Source organism: Mycobacterium sp. URHB0021, assembly GCF_054057895.1.
In genome coordinates, this window is sequence record NZ_JBSRZT010000002.1 from 1,999,574 (window position 1) to 2,015,569 (window position 15,996).

General features: G+C 65.1%; 14 protein-coding genes. 12 read left to right on the forward strand and 2 right to left on the reverse strand.

Annotation, left to right across the window (positions count from 1 at the left end):
- Nucleotides 1–51 precede the first annotated feature (51 nt).
- The 6 genes from ACVWWN_RS12140 to ACVWWN_RS12165 are packed head-to-tail and all read left to right on the forward strand — an operon-like array spanning nt 52 to nt 6,702.
- The gene (locus ACVWWN_RS12140; protein ID WP_457144112.1) at nt 52–1,092 is read left to right on the forward strand and encodes a sugar-binding transcriptional regulator; all 1,041 of its coding nucleotides are present in this window, start codon (nt 52–54) and stop codon (nt 1,090–1,092) included.
- 14 nt (nt 1,093–1,106) lie between these two features.
- Nucleotides 1,107–2,465: an ABC transporter substrate-binding protein gene (locus ACVWWN_RS12145; protein WP_457144113.1), complete on the forward strand. Its 1,359-nt coding sequence runs from the start codon at nt 1,107–1,109 to the stop codon at nt 2,463–2,465.
- Nucleotides 2,465–3,439: a carbohydrate ABC transporter permease gene (locus tag ACVWWN_RS12150; protein WP_457144114.1), complete on the forward strand. Its 975-nt coding sequence runs from the start codon at nt 2,465–2,467 to the stop codon at nt 3,437–3,439. Before ACVWWN_RS12145 ends, ACVWWN_RS12150 begins: the two co-directional genes overlap by 1 nt.
- 2 nt (nt 3,440–3,441) lie before the next feature.
- Nucleotides 3,442–4,311 (forward strand): carbohydrate ABC transporter permease, encoded by an 870-nt coding sequence (locus tag ACVWWN_RS12155; RefSeq protein WP_457144115.1) that lies wholly within the window; start codon nt 3,442–3,444, stop codon nt 4,309–4,311.
- Between the two features lie 38 nt (nt 4,312–4,349).
- On the forward strand, nt 4,350–5,429 hold the full coding sequence (locus ACVWWN_RS12160; RefSeq protein WP_457144116.1) for an ABC transporter ATP-binding protein: 1,080 nt from the start codon (nt 4,350–4,352) through the stop codon (nt 5,427–5,429).
- A gap of 1 nt (nt 5,430) precedes the next feature.
- Nucleotides 5,431–6,702 carry a DUF4032 domain-containing protein gene (locus ACVWWN_RS12165; RefSeq protein WP_457144117.1) on the forward strand — a complete coding sequence of 424 codons (1,272 nt, stop codon included), beginning with the start codon at nt 5,431–5,433 and terminating at the stop codon, nt 6,700–6,702.
- Between the two features lie 17 nt (nt 6,703–6,719).
- On the opposite strand, the gene ACVWWN_RS12170 is transcribed toward ACVWWN_RS12165, so the two are convergent.
- On the reverse strand, nt 6,720–8,204 hold the full coding sequence (locus ACVWWN_RS12170; RefSeq protein WP_457144118.1) for an AAA-type ATPase lid domain-containing protein: 1,485 nt from the start codon (nt 8,202–8,204) through the stop codon (nt 6,720–6,722).
- A gap of 135 nt (nt 8,205–8,339) precedes the next feature.
- Here ACVWWN_RS12170 and ACVWWN_RS12175 point away from each other — a divergent pair, with 135 nt between their 5' ends.
- From ACVWWN_RS12175 to ACVWWN_RS12195, 5 genes are all read left to right on the forward strand, one after another.
- Nucleotides 8,340–9,398, forward strand: coding sequence for an amidohydrolase family protein (locus ACVWWN_RS12175; protein WP_457144119.1), 1,059 nt, complete (start codon nt 8,340–8,342; stop codon nt 9,396–9,398).
- A 1-nt stretch (nt 9,399) separates the two neighbouring features.
- On the forward strand, nt 9,400–10,137 hold the full coding sequence (locus ACVWWN_RS12180; RefSeq protein ID WP_457144120.1) for an iron-sulfur cluster assembly protein: 738 nt from the start codon (nt 9,400–9,402) through the stop codon (nt 10,135–10,137).
- Between the two features lie 5 nt (nt 10,138–10,142).
- Nucleotides 10,143–11,204, forward strand: coding sequence for an NAD(P)-dependent alcohol dehydrogenase (locus ACVWWN_RS12185; protein WP_457149101.1), 1,062 nt, complete (start codon nt 10,143–10,145; stop codon nt 11,202–11,204).
- A gap of 11 nt (nt 11,205–11,215) precedes the next feature.
- Nucleotides 11,216–11,536: a putative quinol monooxygenase gene (locus ACVWWN_RS12190; RefSeq protein WP_457144121.1), complete on the forward strand. Its 321-nt coding sequence runs from the start codon at nt 11,216–11,218 to the stop codon at nt 11,534–11,536.
- 110 nt (nt 11,537–11,646) lie between these two features.
- Complete coding sequence (locus ACVWWN_RS12195; RefSeq protein ID WP_457144122.1) at nt 11,647–13,380, forward strand: PE-PPE domain-containing protein; 1,734 nt, start codon at nt 11,647–11,649, stop codon at nt 13,378–13,380.
- Between the two features lie 92 nt (nt 13,381–13,472).
- Here the strand turns inward: ACVWWN_RS12195 and ACVWWN_RS12200 are convergent, their stop codons facing one another.
- Nucleotides 13,473–13,700: a hypothetical protein gene (locus ACVWWN_RS12200; RefSeq protein WP_457144123.1), complete on the reverse strand. Its 228-nt coding sequence runs from the start codon at nt 13,698–13,700 to the stop codon at nt 13,473–13,475.
- 31 nt (nt 13,701–13,731) lie between these two features.
- Between ACVWWN_RS12200 and ACVWWN_RS12205 the strand changes: the two genes are divergently transcribed.
- Nucleotides 13,732–15,996: an ATP-dependent DNA ligase gene (locus ACVWWN_RS12205; RefSeq protein ID WP_457144124.1), complete on the forward strand. Its 2,265-nt coding sequence runs from the start codon at nt 13,732–13,734 to the stop codon at nt 15,994–15,996.

Consider the following 15,996-nt stretch of genomic DNA (forward strand, 5'->3'; position numbering starts at 1 on the left):
CGCATACATGAGCAGATGCTCACAGAAAAACGCGGAACGGGGCGGGGCACAGTGACAATTCCGACGTCGAACGGAGAGGTTGCCGGCACGATCGGGGGCCGGCCTGTGGCGTCATCGCGCGATCGCCGATCCACCCCCGAAGACCTGCGGCTCGCCTTGCGCGCCGCGACGCTCTATTATCTCGACGGCCTCACCCAAGCGGAGATCGCATCCCGGCTCGGCGTCTCGCGACCGACCGCCGGCCGGCTCATCGCCCGCGCCAAGGCCAAGGGACTGGTTCGCATCGACGTCGTCGTGCCGCCGGACATGCGCGACGATCTGCACGCCGACGAGGAGCGTGAACTCGAACACCGGTTCGGCCTGACCGAGGCCGTGGTCGCCGGGCACGGCGTCGATATCGGCGCACCCGGCCGGCCCGCCGTCTTTGCGAGCGTGGGACGGGCCGCCGCGGCGCTGCTGATGCGCCGGCTCGCCCCCGGCGACGTCATGGGTTTCACGTGGGGACCCGAACAGGTGGCGGTCGCTGCCGCGCTGACGCCCGGCGTCGCCAACTGTCGGGCCGTGGTGCAACTCGACGGCGCCATGTCGACCGCCGCATACCAAACGGGCACCGAGTTCATCCTCAGCCGGTGCGCCGACGTGCTGCGTGCCACTGCGATCCGGCTGCCCGCCCCGCTCTACGCGGACCCGTCCACGGTGGTGTCGATGCGCAGTGACTCGGTGATCTCACGCACGTTGGAGGCCGGCAGGCGCGCCGACATCATGCTCTTCGGGGTCGGTGCCGCTTCGACCTCGACCACGCTGTTCGAAGGGAGCTTCCTGGACACCAAAATGCTCGACGAGCTCGTCTCCCTCGGTGCGGTGGGGGAGATCGGTGGCCGGTTCTTCGATGCCCATGGCACGCCCGTCGAGACCGAGCTGCAGCAGCGGGCGGTCTCGGTTCCGCTCGAAGACGTTCAGGCCTGTGAGAAGACCATCCTGATCTCCAGTGGAGTCGCCAAGCACCGCGCCACACTCGGCGCGCTGCGTGGCAAGCTCGCCAAGTTGTTGGTGTGCGACATCGATTGTGCCCGTTGGCTGTTGACGCAATGAGAGGTAAGACGAACGTGAAAGTGCTCAGAAAACTAGCGTGGTGCGCCGCGGCCGCGGGGCTCGTCGTCACATCCGGGTGCGCCGGCGCGGGCAGCCTGGGGTCATCGGCGAACGAGGTGACCATCGCCCTGGTGTCCAACTCGCAGATGACGGACGCCCAGAAGTTGTCGTCGGAGTTCGAGAAGGAGAATCCCGGCACCAAGCTGAAGTTCATTTCGCTGTCGGAGAACCAGGCGCGAGCTAAGATCACGATGTCGACCGCGATGGGCGGCAGTCAGTTCGACGTCGTGATGATCAGCAACTTCGAGACCCCGCAGTGGGCGAAGGATGGCTGGCTGCTGAACCTTTCGGACTACGCCAAGAACACGCCGGGTTACGACGAGAACGACTTCATCCCGTCGCTGCGAGACTCGTTGTCGTACGAGGGCAACATGTACTCGGTCCCGTTCTACGGCGAGTCGTCGTTCCTGATGTACCGCAAGGACATGTTCGAGCAGGCCGGCATCAAGGTCAACCAGGATCCGAACTATCAGCCTACGTGGCAAGAAGTCGCGGGGTGGGCGGATCAATTGAAGACCGATGACCGGGCCGGCATCTGCCTGCGCGGCAAGCCGGGGTGGGGCGAGGTGCTGGCCCCCTTGGACACGGTGATCAACACCTTCGGCGGTCGCTGGTTCGACGACCAGTGGAACGCGCAACTCGACAGCCCGGAAGTCAAGAAGGCGGTCAACTTCTACGTCGACACCATTGAGAAATCCGGCGAGTTGGGTGCATCCTCAACGGGTTTCCAAGAGTGCGCCAACTTGTTCGGTCAGGGTCAGACGGCGATGTGGTACGACGCGACGTCGGCGGTCTCGGTGCTCGAGGATCCCAAGACCTACCCGGATCTGGTCGGCAAGATCGGTTATCTGCCCGCGCCGATCGCCGAGAAGCCCAATTCGGGCTGGCTCTACACCTGGTCGCTGGGCATCCCGAAGGGAGCCAAGAACCCCGACGGCGCCTGGAAGTTCATCTCCTGGATGACCAGCAAGGACTACATGAAACTGGTCGGCGAGAAGCTCGGCTGGGCTCGAGTCCCACCGGGCAGCCGTACCTCCACCTATACCGACCTGCCGGAGTACCAGGCGATCTCGAAGTCGTATGGGCCGCTGACTCTGGAGTCGATCAAGAACGCGACCCCGAACAAGCCGACGGTTCAACCGGTTCCGTACACGGGCGTGCAGTTCGTCGGGATTCCCGAGTTCCAGGATCTGGGCACGCGGGTGAGCCAGCAGATCAGCGCGGCCATCGCCGGCCAAAAGTCCGTCGATGCCGCGATGGACCAAGCACAGCAATACGCCGAGGTCGTCGGCAAGAGCTACCAGGAGAAGTGATGACTCTAACTGTTGATACCGAGTCAGACGCCAGTCGGGAGGCAGTGGCCGAACGGGTCCGCAAGATCCGGGAAGCCCAGGACACCGGCGTAAGCCGCGCCGAGGGCTGGCGCAGGCGTGGACCGCTGCTGCCCGCGCTGATCTTCATGATCGCCGTGACGCAGGTGCCGTTCCTGTTCACGCTGTACTACTCGACGTTGTCCTGGAACCTGGTTCGCCCTGGGTCACGGCAATTCGTGGGCCTGAACAACTACGTCGCGGTGGTCCAGGACAGCCAGTTCTGGTCGGTGGCCCTGAACACGGTCATCCTGATCGTCGTCGTCGTGCTCGTCTCGGCCCTGCTCGGCTTGTTGCTGGCCCTGCTGCTGGATCGGGCATTCCTTGGCCGCGGGGTGATCCGGACGCTGCTGATCACGCCCTTCCTGATCACACCCGTTGCGGGAGCGCTGGTCTGGAAGACCACGATTCTCGATCCCACCAACGGCATCTTGAATTGGCTGCTGTCGCTGGTGGGCATCGGTCCCGTGGACTGGATCGGCCAGTTCCCGCTGACGATGGTGATGGTCGAGCTGATCTGGCAGTGGACCCCGTTCATGATGCTGCTGATCCTGGCCGGCCTCACATCGATGCCCCGGGACCAACTGGAAGCCGGCCGAGTCGACGGGGCCGGCGCGTTTCAACTCTTCCGGGAGTTGACGCTGCCCCACCTCCGCCGCTTCATCGAACTGGGAGTGGTGCTGGGTGCGATCTACCTGGTCAACACGTTCGACGCGATCTTCATGATGACCCAGGGCGGCCCGGGCGTCGCCAGTGCGAACCTGCCGTTCTACATCTACCAGCGTGCGTTCCTCGGCTTCGACATGGGGCAGGCGGCGGCCATGGGCGTGGTGGTCGTCATCTTCACGATGATCATCGCCAGCTTTGCGCTGCGGTTGATCTTCAAATCGTTCAGCGGCAAGGAAGAGGCGGCCTAGACATGACTACTACTGCCGAAAAAACAACAGCGACAAGTGATGCCGTTCCGGTCCACAAGAAGAAGTCGAAGAAGTTCAGCCCGTGGGGAGTGGTGGCCTGGCTCGTCGGCCTCGGGTTCTTCTTCCCGGTGTTCTGGATGGTCCTGACGTCGTTCAAGCAGGAGAGTGACGCGGCAACCAATCCGCCGAAGCTGTTCTTCGCTCCGACGCTCGATCAGTACGCCGCAGTCTTCGATCAGGGCATCGGGCCTGCGATGTTGAACTCGGTGTTCGCCACCGGCATGTCGACGATTCTGGTGCTACTGCTGGGCGTGCCCGCCGCGTTCGCGTTGTCGCTGCGACCCGTCCGCAAGACGTCGGATGCGCTGTTCTTCTTCATGAGCACGAAGATGTTGCCCGTCGTCGCGGCGATCCTGCCGCTGTACGTGATCGTGTCCAACCTCGGTCTGCTGGATAACATCTGGGCGCTGGTCGTCCTCTACACGTCGATGAACCTGCCGATCGCAATCTGGATGATGCGGTCCTTCTTCCTCGAAGTGCCAGGCGAACTCCTCGAGGCCGCCAGCTTGGACGGAGCCAGTCTGTGGAGGTCGGTGCGAGAAGTGATCCTGCCGCTGGTCTCGCCGGGCATCGCAGCGACCGCCTTGATCTGCGTCATCTTTGCCTGGAACGAGTTCTTCCTCGCGGTGAACTTGACCGCGGTGAACGCTCAGACCATGCCGGTGTACCTCGTCGGTTTCATCGCCGGTGAGGGTCAGTACTGGGCCGTGCTGTCGGCGGCCGCAACCATGGCCGCACTGCCCGTGATCCTGTGCGGGTGGTTCGCCCAGAACAAACTGGTGCGCGGACTTTCGTTCGGCGCGATCAAGTAACCCTCCCACTTCCCTTACCTGACAAGGAGAATCCAGACATGGCATCGATTACCTACAAGAACGCCTCCTGCATCTACGAAGGTTCGGACAAACTCGCCGTCGACAACCTCAACCTCGACATCCAGGACGGCGAGTTCGTCGTCTTGGTGGGCCCGTCCGGATCCGGCAAGAGCACCGCGCTGCGCATGCTGGCCGGCCTTGAGGACATCGACGAGGGCAGCATCGAGATCGGCGGGAAGAACATGACGGGCGTGCCGTCGAAGGACCGTGACATCGCGATGGTGTTCCAGAACTACGCGCTCTACCCCAACAAGACGGTCGCCGAGAACATGGGCTTCGCACTGAAGTTGCGTGGGGTGTCGGCCGACGAGCGACGCAAGAAGGTCGAGGAGGCCGCCAAGGTACTCGACCTGACCGAACACCTGGACCGCAAGCCCGCCAAGCTGTCCGGTGGTCAGCGTCAGCGCGTCGCCATGGGCCGCGCGATCGTGCGCGAGCCGCAGGTGTTCTGCATGGACGAGCCGCTGTCGAACCTGGATGCGAAGTTGCGCGTGCAGACCCGCACCCAGATCGCGGCGTTGCAGCGCCGCCTCGGCACCACCACCGTCTACGTCACCCACGATCAGGTCGAGGCCATGACGATGGGCGACCGGGTGGCCGTGCTGCGCTTCGGGAAGCTGCAGCAGTTCGCCGCGCCCAACGAGCTCTACGACAGGCCGGCCAATGCGTTCGTCGCCGGTTTCATCGGATCGCCCGCGATGAACCTGGTGACGCTGCCGGTCGCGCCGGACGGCGTCAAGATCGGTGACTCGACACTGGAACTCGAGCGCGACAATCTGACCAAGCTGAACGAGGCGGGCCTGTCGGAGGTCACCTTCGGGATCCGGCCCGAGCAACTCGAGCTGACCGACTCCGGTGGCGTGGAGGTCGTCGTCGACCTGGTCGAGGACCTCGGCAGCGAGGCCTTCGTCTACACGCACGCGGGTTCGGGTGTCGAGCTGGTGGCACGGTGCAATCCGCGCACGGCGCCGAAGTTGGCCGACACGGTGCGGTTGCGCAGGCATCCCGAAGGCGTGGTGCACCTGTTCCACCCGCAGACTGGCGAACGCCTGAACTGATATGCACGCGCCGGAGTTTCGGCTCCGCGCACCGACGCCCGGCCTCGTCGGCTTGCCGTGGGACCGGCCGTTGTCGGAGTGGGTGGTCCCTGACGTGCCATTGCGCGACATCGCTGTGGGGATGAGCCGCCATCTGGTGAAGTTCGTCGACGCCGACGAGCAGTTGTGGGCGGTCAAGGACATGCCGCCGCGGGTGGCGATCAAGGAGTACGACGTGCTGCGGCGCCTCGAGGACATGGGGTTGCCCGCGGTGCGTCCGGCGGGTCTGGTTCTGCAGCCCGAGTTCGAAACCGCGATCCTGGTCACCCGCTACCTCGAGGGATCGTGGCAGTACCGCAGGCTGTTCATGCGTCTGCCGCCCGACGAGCCGACCCACCGCGCACGCCTGCTGGACGCGATGGCGGGCCTGCTGGTGGAACTCCACCGGCACGGCGTCTTCTGGGGCGACTGTTCGTTGGCGAACACCTTGTTCTCGCGGGACGGGCAGCTTCTTCAGGCCTGGCTGGTCGACGCCGAGACGTCCGAGGTGCACCCGACGCTGAGCCGTGGGCAGCGCAGACACGACCTCGAGATCCTGGTGGAGAACGTGGCGGAAGGCTTGGTCGACCTCGCCGAGCGGCTCGGGCTACCGGAGGAGATGCACACCACCCTGATCGCCGAAGCCGAACAGGTTCAGGTCCGCTACGACACCCTCTGGGAGGTGCTGCACGCCGAGTCGGTGTTCGGGTTCAGCGATCGCTACCGCGTCGAAGCGACCATCCGGCGACTCAACGAACTCGGCTTCGCCGTCGACGAACTGTCGCTGCAACCGGACAGCGCGGACCCGAGCCGACTCAAACTTCGCGTCGCCGTGGGTGATCGGCGCTACCACGCACAGCACCTGCAGGAGCTCACCGGCCTCGACGTCGGCGAGGGGCAGGCCCAAATTTTGCTCGGTGATCTACGCGCGTATCAGGCGCAGCTGTGCCGGGAGGTTGGGCACGACGTCGACGAGCGGACGGCCGCCCGGCTGTGGGTCATGGAGGTGCTGACCCCGTACGAGCAGTTGGCACACGAAGCGGTACATCACACCGGTACGGCCATCCAGGCCTACTGCGATCTGCTGGAGGTGCGGTGGTTACTGAGCGAGAAGGCGGGCCACGACGTCGGCACCAACCGTGCGCTTGCGGCGCTGGCCCGCGATGTCATCCCCACCGACTCGGCCGCGAAGATGGCCGTCGCCGAGGTGCCGACCGCACCGTTCGCGGTCCTGCAGAACGACGATGATCAGTGAGCGCCCCACGATCGCCGCTAGCGCACACCGTCTTTCGGCATCCGGATGCCGTACTGACCGATCTTGCGGTACAGCGTCGCCCGGCTCATCCCGAGTTCTCGCGCGGCGTCGTGCATGGTGATCCCGCCGGCCGAGAGCACCCTGATGATCTCGCCGCGCTCGAACGTTTCGATCCGGGACAGGTGACGTGTGCTGCCGGCGAGAATCTCGGACGGCAGGCTGCCGACGTCGACGATGTCGGCGCGGTTGGCGGCCTGCGACACGACGCGGGACAGCTGTTCGACGTTGCCCGGCCAGCCGTAGCCGAGTAACGCCCGCGACGCGGCGGCGGTGAACATCACGTCGCGACCGCGCGCCCGCCTGGCGATGTGGGCGGCCAGCGGCAGTACGTCGTCGGACCGGTCGCGCAGCGGCGATACCTCGACCACGGTGTCGACCAGTGCTGCCAGTGACGGCGGGATGTCCTCGAACCGTTCGGCTGTCAGCGCGAAGGGCACTGCCGACGCGCCACCCGAACGGATCACCAGGTCCCGCAGTTGGTCGGCGGCCCAGGCGGGCAGCATGTCCACATCGCGAACGACGACCGCGGTGTGGGACTTGCCCAGCTCGGGTGTCCACAGGCCAAGCCAGGTCTCCAGGTCCGACGGTGCGGGCGTGCTCGCCGACAGGATGCGATCGTGCGGGTAGATGTGCCGCGCGGCCTGGGCGAGCATCGTCGACCGCCCGGCGCCCGGCTCGCCGATAGCGGCGACGACCCTGCCGTCGGCGAACGCCCGCTCGGTACGGCGCACCGTGGCGTTCCAGGATTCCGACAGCGAATGCAGCGTTCCCGCACCGGGTTCCAGCCGCGGAACCTCGACGCGGAACACCTGGCCCCGCGGTGTCGACCGGGGTCGCCGGCCGTTGGATCGGGCCAGCATCAGCGCGGAGGTGTTGCTCGCCGCCGACCGCGCCAGCGCGAGCAGCAGATCGCTGGACGACTGCGACCAGGTGGTGAGGTTCACGCAGCCTTCCAGGCGTCCCGTCGTCGCCTCGAGCACCGGCACGGCGGCGCAGGTGAAGGTGCACAGGCTCAACGCGTAGTGCTGGTCGGCACGCACCAGCGTCGGCGCGCGATCGGCCAGCGCCAACCCCAGCCCGTTGGTCCCCACCTCCCGCTCGGAATAGGCGAATCCCGGGGCCAGGTGCACATCGTCCAGTGCCGCCAGAAGGCTGTGGTCGCCGCTCATCCGACTGAGCACCACGCCGTCGGCGTCGGTGAGCATCATGCTGACCGGCTCGTTGGCCAGCGTGCGGTGCAGGTCCAGCAATACTTCGTTGCCGCATTGAAAGAACAGCGAGCCGAGATCGTCGGTACCGGTGAAGGCGGGCTCGACGCTCTCCAGCGGAACGCCGTATTCCTCGCTGCGCTGCCAGGACGCCAACAAGCGGCGAGGCACGCCCTCCGCCTCGCGGTTCTGCAGCTGCTGCCGTTTCACTCGATCCGGCAATTCGTTGGTCACTGTGACCCACGTTACAAGCAGTCCCCGTCTCAGATTGAGACGGTCGCGGCCTCGGCTGGGCCGCCGCGCGGCCATAGGCTCCGGTCAGTTGGTGTGACAGCCCTCACACCAAGGACTGAACATGGGAGAACCGGCATGTACCGCAAGGACGACACCAGCTATTTCATCGTCGACGCCCACGTCGCACTCTGGGACGCTCGTCCGGAGAATCAGCGCAACGTCCACGGCAAGCAGTTCATCGACTGCTTCTACGACTACCACCGCAACCTGTCACCCGAAGCCGAGGTCTGGGAGTACGAGGACTACCTCTATCAGGGTGGCGAGCGGCTGATGAAGGACCTGTTCGAGGACGGCTACGTCGATCACGCGATCTTCCAGCCTGCCGCACTCGGCGAGTTCTACTACAAGGGATTCGGCCAGACCGACGAGGCGTCCGCGCTCGCCGCCGCGCACCCCGACAAGCTGACCTACAACCACAACTTCGACCCGCGCAACGGTGAGGCCGGGCTCGATCAGCTGCGCCAGGATGCGAAGCGGTTCGGGCTGAAAGGCCTGAAGCTCTATACCGCCGAATGGCACGGCGACTCCCGCGGCTGGCGGCTCGATGATCCGTGGGCGTACCGGTATTTCGAGGCGTGCCGCGAGCTCGGCATCCGCAACATCCACGTGCACAAGGGCCCGACCATCCGGCCGCTGGACCGCGACGCGTTCGACGTCGCCGACGTGGACCACGTGGCGTCCGACTTCACGGATCTGAACTTCATCGTCGAGCACTGCGGGCTGCCGCGGTTGGAGGACTTCTGCTGGATCGCCACCCAGGAACCCAACGTCCATGCGGGCCTCGCCGTCGCGATGCCGTTCATCCACACCCGGCCGAAGTACTTCGCTCAGATCGTCGGTGAACTGCTCTACTGGATCGGGGAGGACCGCATTCAGTTCGCGTCGGACTACGCGATCTGGACACCACGCTGGCTGGTCGAGGCGTTCGTCGACTTCCAGATTCCCGACGAGCTGGGCGAGTACGCGCCGATCACCACCGAGCAGAAGAAGAAGATTCTGGGGCTCAACGCGGCCAAGATGTACGACATCCCGGTGCCGGCCGACCTGCAGCTGGCCGACGCGGACGAGCCCGCGGTCGGCCCGCGCGGCGCGGACAACACGGCGGAGAACGCCGACCATCTGGTCGGAGCCTGAGATGCGGCAGGTCACCGAGGACAGAGAGGACACCGTACGCCGCGCGCTCGACGCCGTCATCGACCCCGAACTCGACGAACCGATCACCGAGCTGGGATTCGTGCACTCGGTGGTGGTCACCGGCGGCCGCGACGTCGAGGTCCACCTCCGGCTGCCGACGTCGTTCTGCGCACCCAACTTCGCCTACCTGATGGTGTCGGACGCCAAAGATGTTCTGGTGGCACTCGATTGGACGCACGACGTGGTCGTCGAGCTCGACGACCACCACGACTCGGACATCATCAACGCCGGTCTGGCCGCCGACGCCGGCTATCGCGGAACCTTCGGCCACGAGGCCGAGGAGGACCTCGACGAACTTCGGATGGCGTTCCTGCGCAAGGCGCACATGGCGGCGATGGAACGCTGCCTGACGGCGTTGCTGCGTGCCGATCCCGGGCGGGAGGTGACCTCACTGGGGCGGGTGGTCTTGCGTGAGCTGCCCTATGACGATGCCACCAGGGCGTTGTTGCGCCGGCGCTGCGCCATCGGATTGTCGATCGACGGCGACGCGTTGGTGATGGTAGACCACCGTGGTGAGGGATGCGCCGCCGATGATGTGCCACTGGCGCTGCGCCGCGCGCGGTCAACGCGGATCTCCATCGACGGCAACGCGCACTTCTGCCGCGGTCTGCTCCGCACCCGCTACCCCGACACCGAACAGCAACAGCTCACACTCGTCGGAAAGGAAACCCAGTCATGAGCACCATGCGAGCCGTCCAGGTCGTCGGCTACCACCAGCACCTCGAGATGGCGGAGGTGCCGATACCCACGCCGACGGGACCGTTCGACGTGGTCGTCAAGATCGGCGGCGCCGGCGTATGCCGCACCGACCTGCACATCCTCGAAGGCCAGTGGGCCGAGAAGAACCCAGACTTGCAGCTGCCGTACACGATCGGGCACGAGAACGCCGGCTGGGTATCTGCAGTCGGCTCCGCGGTGACCAATGTCGGCGAAGGCGACAAGGTGATCGTGCACCCGTTGATCACCTGCGGGCTGTGTCGGGCCTGCCGCTCCGGCGACGACGTGCATTGCGAGGCCAACGCGTTCCCGGGTATCGACAGCGACGGTGGGTATGCCGAGTACCTCAAGACGTCGGCACGCAGTGTGGTCAGGATCGACGAGTCGCTGGAGCCGGCCGACGTCGCCGCACTCGCTGACGCCGGTCTCACGGCGTATCACGCTGCGGCCAAGGCGGCCCGGCGTCTCACCCCGCGGGACCGCTGCGTGATCATCGGTGCCGGCGGGCTGGGCCACATCGGTATTCAGGTGCTGAAGGCCCTTTCGCCTGCCGAGCTGATCGTCGTCGACCGCAATCCGGAGGCGCTCAAGCTGGCCGAATCGATCGGCGCCGACCACACCGTGGTCGCCGACGACACCCAGGTTGTCGGCTCCTCGCCCGAGCGCTCGTCGGTGGTCGATCAGGTGTTGTCGCTGACGGGTGGGAACGGAGCCGAGACCGTCGTCGACTTCGTCGGCGAGGGCGGGGCCACCTCCGAAGGGGTGGCGATGCTGCGCCGCGCCGGCGACTACCACGTCGTCGGCTACGGCGAGAACATCAACGTGCCGACGATCGACATCATCTCCACCGAGATCAACTTCATCGGCAACCTGGTCGGGTCCTACAACGACCTGTGCGATCTGATGGCGCTGGCCGCACGCGGCGCGGTCAACCTACACACCCAGAAATACGCACTCGATGACTTCCAGTCCGCCATCACCGATCTCGACAACGGCAATGTCCGCGGTCGAGCGATTCTAACCCCCTAGAGGAGAGCCCAGTGATCTTTATCGTCGTCAAGTTCAGGCCGAAGCCGGAGTACGTCGAGAGGTTCCCCGAGCTGACAGCCGAGTTCACCGCCGCCACCCGCAACGAGCCGGGCAACATGTGGTTCGAATGGTCGCGGAGCCTGGACGATCCGTCGGAATACGTTCTGGTGGAAGGATTCCGCGATGGAGACGCCGGAAAGGAGCATGTCACCGCCGAACACTTCAAGAAGTTCATCGCCGAAACCCCGGCGCTGCTGTCGTCGACCCCGCTGATCATCAGCCAGACCATCGACGCGACGGGCTGGTCCGAGATGGGCGAGATGACGGTCTAGGCGCACCGGGACCTACGTAGGGGCCGGTACCCCCACATATTGACAATTCCTGTCCAGAAAAGTTTCGTGTTCTACCTTCGCGCGGCTAATTGTCGTGTGATCGTTAGCAAATGCGGAAAACGTCGCGGGCAATTGTTCTGGTATTCGTCTCACTGCTGACAACATTCCTTCTCGGCTTCGCCTCGGCATTCGTGTCGGCCCTTGCACTGGGGGCCACGGCGTTGATCGTGCCGGGCACCGGCACTCCCAACGCCAACATCATTCCTGATTATTTGGAGCATGCCCGCGACTACTACATGAACGGAACGGCGTGCAGCAACACTGGCACTAGTAATTGCCCGGTCAACACCACGGGGAACCCGGCGAACCCAGGCCTGCTCGGGATCGACTACCCAGCGACGTTCTGGCCCGTTCCCCTCCCCGGTTGGTGTCCAGGGCTGTCGTGCGACACCTGGAACGCATCCGTGGGCACCGGCGTGGCGAACCTGGATAAGGCGTTGAGAGCGGCGCCCGCCCCGTCCGCATCAGGATCGGGTGAAGTCGTGGTCTTCGGGTATTCGCAGGGTGGTGCTGTCGTTTCCACGGAGCTCGCCAACATCAGGTACACCCCTGATCTGTTGGCCAAGATCAACAAAGTGGTGACGATCGGCAACATCATGAACCCCGATGGCGGGGTGTGGTCGCGCCTCAGCTTCATTCCCTACATTCCGATTCTCAACCTCACGCCACGCCCGCCGATGCCGGTCGACATTCCCGAATTGGAGGGCAAGTTCTATACCGTCGGTTATCAATACGATCCGGTCGTCTATTCACCCCTCTATTGGGGCAACCCGGTCGCCGTGCTCAATGCGGTAGCCGCGTTGCTGACCGTTCATGGTTTCTACCTCGCAGACGAAGGCTCATCTCTGGCCTATGGGTACTCGCCGACAGAGCTCGAGGATCAATTGGATTGCGGTGATCATCCGGGGAACTGTCGCGTCGATCAGTACGGCAACACCTACGTGATGATTCCGGCAAGGAGCTTGCCATTGACGAACCTCGTTATGGGGATTACGCCGGCCGTTCTGAAGCCGCTGGTGAAACCGTTCGTCGACCTGTCCGCGCCGGTGCTGAAGGTGATCGCCGATCTCGGATACGACTGGAGCGGCGATCCGAGCCAGGTCAGGTTCCTATCACCGTTGCCGTTCAACCCCTTCCAGAATTGGATCGGCGTCGGGATGAATCTCGCTGCCGCGGCAGGGCAAGGCGTTCAGGCATTCCTTGCAGACCTCGGAGTCGGCGCCGGTGCCCTTGCGCCCAACATGACAGGGTCGACGTCGACGATCAATGCGACGATGCGTGCCAACGCTCAGCTGACAGGGAATGAACAGACGTCGGTCGAGCTGACCAAAGGCCGAGGGCAGGGCGAAGACCAGGAATCCGGCCCGCACGATGTGGTGCAGGCTGAGACCGAGGAACCGCACTCGACCGATGGTCAGACCGTCGTCGGGAAGACGAATGTGATGACCGAGGGCACCGTTGTCGATAACGCTCAGCCCGAGGAGTCCACACTGCCGCAGGACACTGCGAAGCACGACGAGCACGTCGTGGAGGACGAGAATGACGGCGCGGCCGAGGTCACCAAGGATCGTGGCGAGGTCACCAAGGACCGTGGTGAGATCACCAAGGACCGTGGTGAGGTCACCAAGGACCGTGGCGAGATCACGAAGGACCGTGACGGCGCAACGAGGATCGACGCCGACAAGCCGGATCACAACACCAAGCCCAGCACCGGCACGAAGCGGGACACCGACAAGAAGTCCGGTGACGACTCACCGGACACCGAGCACCCGGCAGCGGCCTGACGAGTAACTCACTGAAAGCGTGCTTTTGGTCAGTTTTGCTGCTGCCGCACCCCGATGTGATCGAAGGTCTCGCGACTCGATACATCCGGGCGTCAGGTCACCGGTGCGAAACCCGGATTGGTCCCCAGCGGTACCTCGGGGTTGGCGCCGGGGGCGTCGTCGGTGAAGACTTGGTGCGCCGTGGGCTGACAGTTGTCGTCCATCGGGGTCTGGTCACCGGAGCAGTACGGGACGAGTTGCTGCGGGTCCGCTCCGGCGTGCGGGGCCACGAGAAGCGCTGCCGCCGCCGCCAGCAGGCACGCCGCAAAAGCTCTCGTCATGGTCCAACGTTACCGCGGGTAATACCGTGAGGTGGTGGATAGCTACGGCCGGGTCAGGCTGACCAACCCGGACAAGGTGCTGTATCCCGGCACCGGCACCGTCAAAGCGGAGGTCTTCGACTATTACGTCAGCATCGCCGACGCGATGGTGCCGCACATCGCCGGGCGTGCGGTGACGCGCAAGCGGTGGCCCAACGGCGTCGACGAGTCCTCGTTCTTCGAGAAGCAGCTCGCATCGTCGGCACCGGACTGGCTGGAGCGCGGCACGATCGTGCACAAATCCGGGACGACGACATATCCGATCATCGACACCCGGGAAGGGCTGGCGTGGATCGCGCAGCAGGCCTCGCTCGAGGTGCACGTGCCGCAGTGGCGGTTCGTCGGCGACAAACCGGGACCCGCGACGCGGATCGTGTTCGACCTCGATCCCGGTGACGGCGTGAGCATGCGCCAGCTGTGCAAGGTCGCCTCCGAGGTGCGCGACCTGATCACGGACATCGGGCTGACCACCTACCCGCTGACCAGTGGCAGCAAGGGTCTACACCTCTACGTGCCGCTCGATGCGCCGATCAGCTCGCACGGCGCGTCCGTGCTGGCCCGCCGGGTGGCTCAGCAGCTGGAGAAGGCCATGCCCAAACTCGTGACGGCCACGATGACGAAGAGCCTCCGCGAGGGGAAGGTGTTCGTCGACTGGAGCCAGAACAACGGCAACAAGACCACGATCGCGCCGTATTCGCTTCGTGGTCGCGAACTTCCGACGGTGGCGGCGCCGCGCACGTGGGACGAGATCAAGGACCCCGATCTGCGGCACCTGCGGTTCGACGAGGTGCTGGAGCGCGTCGAAAAGCACGGCGATCTGCTGGAGGGACTGGACCAAAAGGTCACGCTGCCCGACAAGCTCAGCACCTATCGCAGCATGCGCGACGTGGCCAAGACACCCGAACCGGTCCCGCAGAAGGCGCCGAAGACAGGTAACAACGACGCTTTCGTGATCCAGGAGCACCACGCCCGGCGGCTGCATTACGACTTCCGGTTGGAACGCGACGGCGTGCTGGTGAGCTGGGCGGTCCCGAAGAATCTGCCCGACACCCCGGCGGTCAATCATCTGGCCGTTCATACCGAGGACCACCCGATGGAGTACCTGACGTTCGCGGGCGAGATCCCGAAGGGCGAGTACGGCGGGGGCAAGGTGATTGTCTGGGACACCGGCACTTACGAGACCGAGAAGTTCAACGACAACCCGCCCGATGGTCCGGCGAAGGGCGGCGAGGTGATCGTCACGCTGCACGGCGGCCGCATCTCCGGGCGCTACGCGTTGATCCAGACCGACGGCAAGAACTGGCTCGCCCACCGGATGAAGGAGCAGGAGCAGCCCACCGCAGGAGATCTGGCGCCGATGCTGGCCACCGAAGGATCGGTGGAGAAATTGAAATCAGGTCAGTGGGCGTTCGAAGGCAAATGGGACGGCTACCGGCTGCTGGGCGATGCCGACCACGGACGGCTCAGCCTGCGATCGCGGCGCGGCCGCGATGTCACTGGCGAGTACCCGCAGTTCGAGGCGCTGGCCGCCGATCTTGCGGATCACCATGTGATCCTCGACGGCGAGGCGGTGGCGCTCGACGAGTCGGGGGTGCCCAGCTTCGGTGAGATGCAGAACCGCGCCAGGTCCACCCGCGTCGAATATTGGGCGTTCGACATCCTGCATCTCGACGGCCGATCATTGTTGCGCGCCAAGTACTCCGACCGGCGGCGCATCCTGGAAGCGCTGGCCGACGGCGGCGGTCTCGTCGTGCCCGACCCATTGCCCGGCGACGGGCCAGAGGCGCTGGACTACGCGCGCAAGCACCGCTGGGAGGGCGTGGTCGCCAAGAAACGCGACTCGACGTATCAGCCGGGGCGCCGGTCGGCGTCCTGGATCAAGGACAAGATCTGGACCACCCAGGAAGTCGTGATCGGCGGCTGGCGAGAAGGCACCGGTGGACGCACCAGCCGGATCGGTGCGTTGATGCTCGGCGTCCCCGGCGAAGGCGGCCTGCACTTCGCCGGCCGCGTCGGGACCGGATTCACCGACAAGGCGCTGACCAGTCTCAGGAAAACGCTCGAGCCGCTGAGGACCGACGAATCACCGTTCAACGCAAGGCTTCCCGCTCAGGATGCCAAGGGTGTGACGTTCGTCCGTCCGGACCTGGTGGGCGAGGTCCGCTACAGCGAGCGCACCTCGGACGGCCGGCTGCGTCAACCCAGCTGGCGTGGCCTACGGCCGGACAAAGAGCCTGGCGAGGTTGTCTGGGAATAG

What these genes read in the sequence shown, in the direction of transcription:
- ACVWWN_RS12150 (WP_457144114.1), top strand. Translation starts at nt 2,465, where the DNA reads ATGACTCTAACTGTTGATACCGAGTCAGACGCCAGTCGGGAGGCAGTG.
- ACVWWN_RS12155 (WP_457144115.1), top strand. Translation starts at nt 3,442, where the DNA reads ATGACTACTACTGCCGAAAAAACAACAGCGACAAGTGATGCCGTTCCG.
- ACVWWN_RS12160 (WP_457144116.1), top strand. Translation starts at nt 4,350, where the DNA reads ATGGCATCGATTACCTACAAGAACGCCTCCTGCATCTACGAAGGTTCG.
- ACVWWN_RS12165 (WP_457144117.1), top strand. Translation starts at nt 5,431, where the DNA reads ATGCACGCGCCGGAGTTTCGGCTCCGCGCACCGACGCCCGGCCTCGTC.
- ACVWWN_RS12175 (WP_457144119.1), top strand. Translation starts at nt 8,340, where the DNA reads ATGTACCGCAAGGACGACACCAGCTATTTCATCGTCGACGCCCACGTC.
- ACVWWN_RS12180 (WP_457144120.1), top strand. Translation starts at nt 9,400, where the DNA reads ATGCGGCAGGTCACCGAGGACAGAGAGGACACCGTACGCCGCGCGCTC.
- ACVWWN_RS12185 (WP_457149101.1), top strand. Translation starts at nt 10,143, where the DNA reads ATGCGAGCCGTCCAGGTCGTCGGCTACCACCAGCACCTCGAGATGGCG.
- ACVWWN_RS12195 (WP_457144122.1), top strand. Translation starts at nt 11,647, where the DNA reads ATGCGGAAAACGTCGCGGGCAATTGTTCTGGTATTCGTCTCACTGCTG.
- ACVWWN_RS12200 (WP_457144123.1), bottom strand. Translation starts at nt 13,700, where the DNA reads ATGACGAGAGCTTTTGCGGCGTGCCTGCTGGCGGCGGCGGCAGCGCTT.